The sequence below is a fragment of the Streptomyces swartbergensis genome (assembly GCF_002148965.1).
GTDB lineage: Bacteria > Actinomycetota > Actinomycetes > Streptomycetales > Streptomycetaceae > Streptomyces > Streptomyces swartbergensis.
The window spans coordinates 1-5,161 of sequence record NZ_NGFN01000484.1 but is presented as its reverse complement, the minus strand read 5'-3'; the positions used below and the strand labels follow the sequence as shown (position 1 = coordinate 5,161).

Annotated in this window: 4 protein-coding genes and 1 pseudogene; 1 reads left to right on the top strand and 4 read right to left on the bottom strand. The window is 71.7% G+C overall.

Going from position 1 to position 5,161, the window contains the following annotated elements; all coding sequences use genetic code 11:
• A partial coding sequence (locus tag CA983_RS40525; protein WP_244207309.1) for a cell division protein PerM occupies positions 1-561 on the bottom strand: 561 nt, incomplete at its 3' end.
• Positions 562-657: 96 nt separating this feature from the next.
• Here CA983_RS40525 and CA983_RS40520 point away from each other — a divergent pair.
• A complete protein-coding gene (locus tag CA983_RS40520) occupies positions 658-2,031 on the top strand; it encodes a helix-turn-helix domain-containing protein (protein WP_086605681.1) in 1,374 nt (457 codons plus the stop codon).
• Positions 2,032-2,185: 154 nt separating this feature from the next.
• Here CA983_RS40520 and sucD read toward each other — a convergent pair whose 3' ends face one another.
• The 3 genes and pseudogenes from sucD to CA983_RS46455 all read right to left on the bottom strand — a co-directional run.
• Positions 2,186-3,070, bottom strand: coding sequence for a succinate--CoA ligase subunit alpha (gene sucD, locus CA983_RS40515; protein WP_010036416.1), 885 nt, complete (start codon positions 3,068-3,070; stop codon positions 2,186-2,188).
• Positions 3,071-3,091: 21 nt separating this feature from the next.
• Positions 3,092-4,270, bottom strand: a complete 1,179-nt coding sequence (gene sucC, locus CA983_RS40510; protein WP_086605680.1) for an ADP-forming succinate--CoA ligase subunit beta — start codon at positions 4,268-4,270, stop codon at positions 3,092-3,094.
• Between the two features lie 464 nt (positions 4,271-4,734).
• Positions 4,735-5,161, bottom strand: a pseudogene (locus CA983_RS46455) (hypothetical protein); the annotation flags it as partial.

The window sequence follows — 5,161 nt, the reverse complement described above, 5'->3', positions numbered from 1 at the left end:
GCACACCCCCGTCCACACCCACGACGGCCGCAGTGCACCGCCCGCGGCGTACAGGGCGGCGGGCGCGGCGACGGTGAGGTAGCCGAGGACGACACCCGCCCACGCGGTACGGGGGGAGACCAGCGGCGGTCCGGCCACCGCGATGCCCTCGAAAGCCTCGACGTCCTCGCCGGTACCGTCGTCCCCGTCCGCCGCCCCGCCGTCCGTGGCGTCCCGCGCCGCCCGGTGCAGCAGCCACACCGGCAGCGCGAGCAGCAGCAGCGGCAGGACGCCCACGGGGGCCGGGACGCCGGCGAGCGTGTCGGTGCGGACCAGTTCGGCCCCGTGGGCCAGCAGCCACAGCGCCGCCGCCACGTGCAGCGCGCCACCGGGCCCGCTGTCGGGATACGGCGAGGTGATCCACAACATCATCACCAGCACGGCGAACGACGCGAGTCCGAGTCCTGCCGCGACCGCGCCGGCCGTGAGGGCGCCGCCCAGTCCGGGCGAACGGTCGCGCATCCGGGTGAGCAGGGGCGACGGCGGACGTCGGCGAGCGGTCATCTCGATCACGTCCGCCATGCTCCCAACGACACGCGCTTTCCCGTCGTAACAGGCGAACCACCGCTGTGTCGCTCAATATACGTTTATGTACTTTTCCGTACGGAGGGGCGTCCGGTGACACAGAGCGCTGCCACCCCGCTCCCCCCGCCCAAGGAACGCCGACGCCTGCGCGAGGCCGCCTCGCTGACGCGGGCTCAGCTGGCCTCCCGGGTGGGCGTCACCAGCGAGACGGTGCGCGGGTGGGAGACCGGCCGCTCGACGCCGCGCGGCCGGAAAGGCGAGAAGTACGCGAAGCTGCTGAACTCACTGAGTGTGGAGGCGGACGTGACACCGCCTCATACGGAGCGCGGGACCGCCACCGGGAGCGATCGGAGCCGCCCCCCGGCCGGGGATCGCGGCCGAGCCTCCGGCAGGAACCGGGGCGGCCGCACCGCCGTCGCGGACCAGGACCGCACCACAGCCGGCCACCGCAGCCGCGCCTCTGCCACCGAACGCAGCCGCGTCGCCGACCGGAACCACGCCATCGGCACCGACCGCGCCCGCACCGCCGTCACCGACGACCACCGCCGTGCCGCTGTCACCGACCACGRCCATACCGCCGTCACAGACCGCGACAGCGCCGCCGTCACCGGGCGGCGCCCCGTCCCGGCCCGCGCGGCGGCCCCGCGGCGGCCGGATGACGCGGCCGCCGCCCTGACCCCCGATCAGGCCTTCGACGCGCTGTACTCCTTCTGCGCGCCCGCGCTCGTCCGGCAGACCTATCTGCTGACCGGCCGCCGCGAGCTGGCGCGCGAGGCGGTCGAGCGGGCCTTTCACATCGCCTGGCAGCGCTGGCCCGAGGTGGCCCGCGACCGCGACCCGGCGGGCTGGGTGCGGGCGGTGGCCTACGACTGCGCCCTCTCCCCGTGGCACCGGTTCCGCCTCCGCCACCGGCACCCCGAGCCCCCGCCCTCCGACGCGTTCGACCGCGCGCTGCTGGACACCCTGGTGAAGCTGCCGCCCTCGTACCGCCGCACGCTGCTGCTGTACGACGGTGTCGGTCTCGGCCTGCCGGAGACGGCTGCGGAGACGGAGGCGAGCAGCCGCGCGGCCGCCAACCGGCTGATGCACGCGCGGGAGGCGATCGCCGAGCGGCTGCCGGAGCTGGCGGACCCGGAGGTGCTCCACTGGCGGCTGGTCGAACTGGCCTCCATCGAGCGGCTGCGGGCCGCCAAACCGCTCGTCGTGCGCCGCACCGGGGAACGCCGGGCCCGTTTCTGGACCCGGGCCGCCATCGCCTTCACGATCGCCCTGATCGGAGCCACGGCCCTCACCGCCCGCACGGCCCCCACACGCTACGAGCCACCGGTGCCGCCGGGCGAGACCGTCGAGGGCGTGCCGCCACGGGTCGCGCCCGGACCGCTGTCGGAGTCGGAGCAGGAGCTGCGGGCGAAGCTGCGCAAGGAGGAACTGCGAGGGCCGGTCCGGCTGATGCCGCAGCCACGCTGAGTCCTGCTTCACGAGAAGGACGCCTGATCACGAGAAGGACGCCTGATTCGCGAAAGAGACGCCTGATCCGCGAAAGAGACGCCTGATCCGAAAAGAGCGGTGGGCCCGCCCCCGTGCAGGGAGCGGGCCCACCTGTGAGCTCTGCGGCTGCTGCTCAGCCGGCGAGGATCGCGCGCGCCAGCTTCGCCGTCTCGGTCGGCGTCTTGCCGACCTTGACGCCGGCGGCCTCGAGGGCCTCCTTCTTCGCGGCGGCCGTGCCGGAGGAGCCGGAGACGATGGCGCCGGCGTGGCCCATGGTCTTGCCCTCGGGCGCCGTGAAGCCCGCGACGTAGCCGACGACCGGCTTCTTCACGTTCTCCTTGATGAAGGCCGCGGCCCGCTCCTCGGCGTCGCCGCCGATCTCACCGATCATGACGATCAGGTCGGTGTCGGGGTCGGCCTCGAACGCGGCGAGCGCGTCGATGTGGGTCGTCCCGATGACCGGGTCGCCACCGATGCCGACGGCGGACGAGAAGCCGATGTCCCGCAGCTCGTACATCATCTGGTACGTCAGCGTGCCCGACTTCGACACCAGGCCGATGCGGCCCGGCTTGGTGATGTCGCCCGGGATGATGCCGGCGTTGGACTGGCCCGGCGTGATGAGACCGGGGCAGTTCGGGCCGATGATCCGGGTCTTGTTGCCCTTGGACACGGCGTACGCGTAGAACGCGGCCGAGTCGTGGACCGCGATGCCCTCGGTGATGACGACCGCGAGCGGGATCTCGGCGTCGATGGCCTCGACGACGGCGGCCTTGGCGAAGGCCGGCGGGACGAAGAGGACGGATACGTTCGCGCCCGTCTTCTCGATCGCCTCGGCGACCGTGCCGAAGACCGGGATCTCGTTGCCGTCGATGTCGACCGACGTGCCCGCCTTACGGGGGTTCACGCCACCGACGATGTTGGTGCCGTCCGCCAGCATGAGCTTGGTGTGCTTCATGCCCGTGGCACCGGTCATGCCCTGGACGATGACCTTGCTGTCCTTGTTGAGGAAGATAGCCATGGCTGTTTAGTCCCTCGTCCCTTACTTCGCAGCCGCGAGCTCGGCGGCCTTGTCGGCCGCGCCGTCCATGGTGTCCACACGCTGCACCAGCGGGTGGTTGGCGTCGGAGAGGATCTTGCGACCCAGCTCGGCGTTGTTGCCGTCCAGACGGACGACGAGGGGCTTGGTGACGTCCTCGCCCTTGTCCTTGAGCAGCTGCAGCGCCTGCACGATGCCGTTGGCGACCTCGTCGCAGGCGGTGATGCCGCCGAAGACGTTGACGAACACGGACTTGACGTCCGGGTCGCCGAGGATGATCTCCAGGCCGTTCGCCATGACGGCGGCGGAGGCGCCACCACCGATGTCGAGGAAGTTGGCGGGCTTGACGCCACCGTGCGCCTCACCGGCGTACGCGACGACGTCCAGGGTGCTCATGACGAGACCCGCGCCGTTGCCGATGATGCCGACCTCGCCGTCGAGCTTGACGTAGTTGAGGTTCTTCTCCTTGGCGGCGGCCTCGAGCGGGTTGGCCGCGGCCTTGTCCTGGAGGGCCTCGTGGTCGGGGTGACGGAACTCGGCGTTCTCGTCGAGGGTCACCTTGCCGTCGAGGGCGATGACGTCACCGGAGGCGACCTTGGCCAGCGGGTTGACCTCGACCAGGAGGGCGTCCTCCTTGATGAAGGTGTCCCACAGCTTGACGAGGACGTTCACGACCTTGTCGGCGACCTCGGCCGGGAACCTCGCGGCCTCGACGATCTCGCGGGCCTTCGCCTCGGTGACACCCTCGTTGGCGTCGATCGGCGTCTTGGCGACGGCCTCGGGGCGGGTGGCCGCCACCTCTTCGATCTCCATGCCGCCCTCGACGGAGGCGATGGAGAGGAAGGTGCGGTTGGCACGGTCCAGGAGGAAGGAGACGTAGTACTCCTCCACGATCTCCGGGGCCGTCTCGGCGATCATCACCTTGTGGACCGTGTGGCCCTTGATGTCCATGCCGAGGATGTTGGTCGCATGCTCGACGGCCTCGTCGGGAGTGGCGGCGAGCTTCACGCCACCGGCCTTCCCACGGCCGCCGACCTTCACCTGGGCCTTGACGACGGACTTGCCACCGAGGCGCTCGGTGGCTGCGCGGGCCGCCTCAGGCGTGTCGATGACTTCACCGGCCAGCACCGGTACATCGTGCTTGGCGAAGAGGTCCCTCGCCTGGTACTCGAACAGGTCCACGCGCTTCCGTCCCTATCAGTGATCTCGCGGTTCGTTGTCTGCGTGGGCGTGCCGCGAGGGCAACGTGACGTCCGCTGTCTGTCACAAGGGAGGCGCACACGGTGTCCGAGCGCGCGGCATGTCCGTCTCGCAGGTTATCGCTGCTTGCGGGGGGCCTCTAAATCGAGGGTCACACCTGAGCGGTGATACCTGTCACATGATGCCGCGCTCTCTGGCACGGCGTGCCTGGGGTGAGGGGCCTCACCGGGCTGGGGTTGACCCGGTGAGGCCCGTCTGACACCCCCAGGGGAGTGCAAGGGCCCTGTTCAGGGCCCGGCTCTCCGGGGTGCGGGGTGCGCTCTCGTCGGTGAGCCAGGAGTGGGTCGCACGGGTGGGTCGCACGGGCCCTGGCGCTCCCGCCCCGGGCGATGGGATACCGAGGGCTGTTCCATGGAGCGGCACCGGAGGGCGGCGGTCTCCCCGTGCTAGCCGGGGAAGACGGGGATGTCCCGGTGACTGTCCCGGGTGTCGGCCGTGCGGGAGCGGGCCACGACACCGGGCAGGAGCCTGAGCGGGTCCCGGTCGCTCAGGGTGACGGCGTGCGGGTCGCCGTGGCGCGACGGGCCGTTGTCGGCCGCGGTCCTGTTGCCGAGCGTGCCGTCAGGCTGACCTGCGGGCGCGTGCCCGCCCGGGCCGTGTCCGGCATGGGCAGACTGAGCGGCGTGGTCTACGGGTCTGGTGTGGCCCGCGTGTTCTGTCCAGCCGGCGGCGCGGTACTCGGCGCCGCGCACCGTGGTGTCCGGCTCCGCAGCGGCGAACTCCGCCCCACCGGCCCGTCCGGCGGAGGCAGGCCGCTCGGCCGGGGGCGGTGTCGTTCTGCCCGGCGGTGGGTCGGCCGTGACTGGTGCGGGG

Coding starts and splice junctions, on each gene's coding strand:
- sucD (WP_010036416.1), bottom strand. CDS start 3,070: ATGGCTATCTTCCTCAACAAGGACAGCAAGGTCATCGTCCAGGGCATG.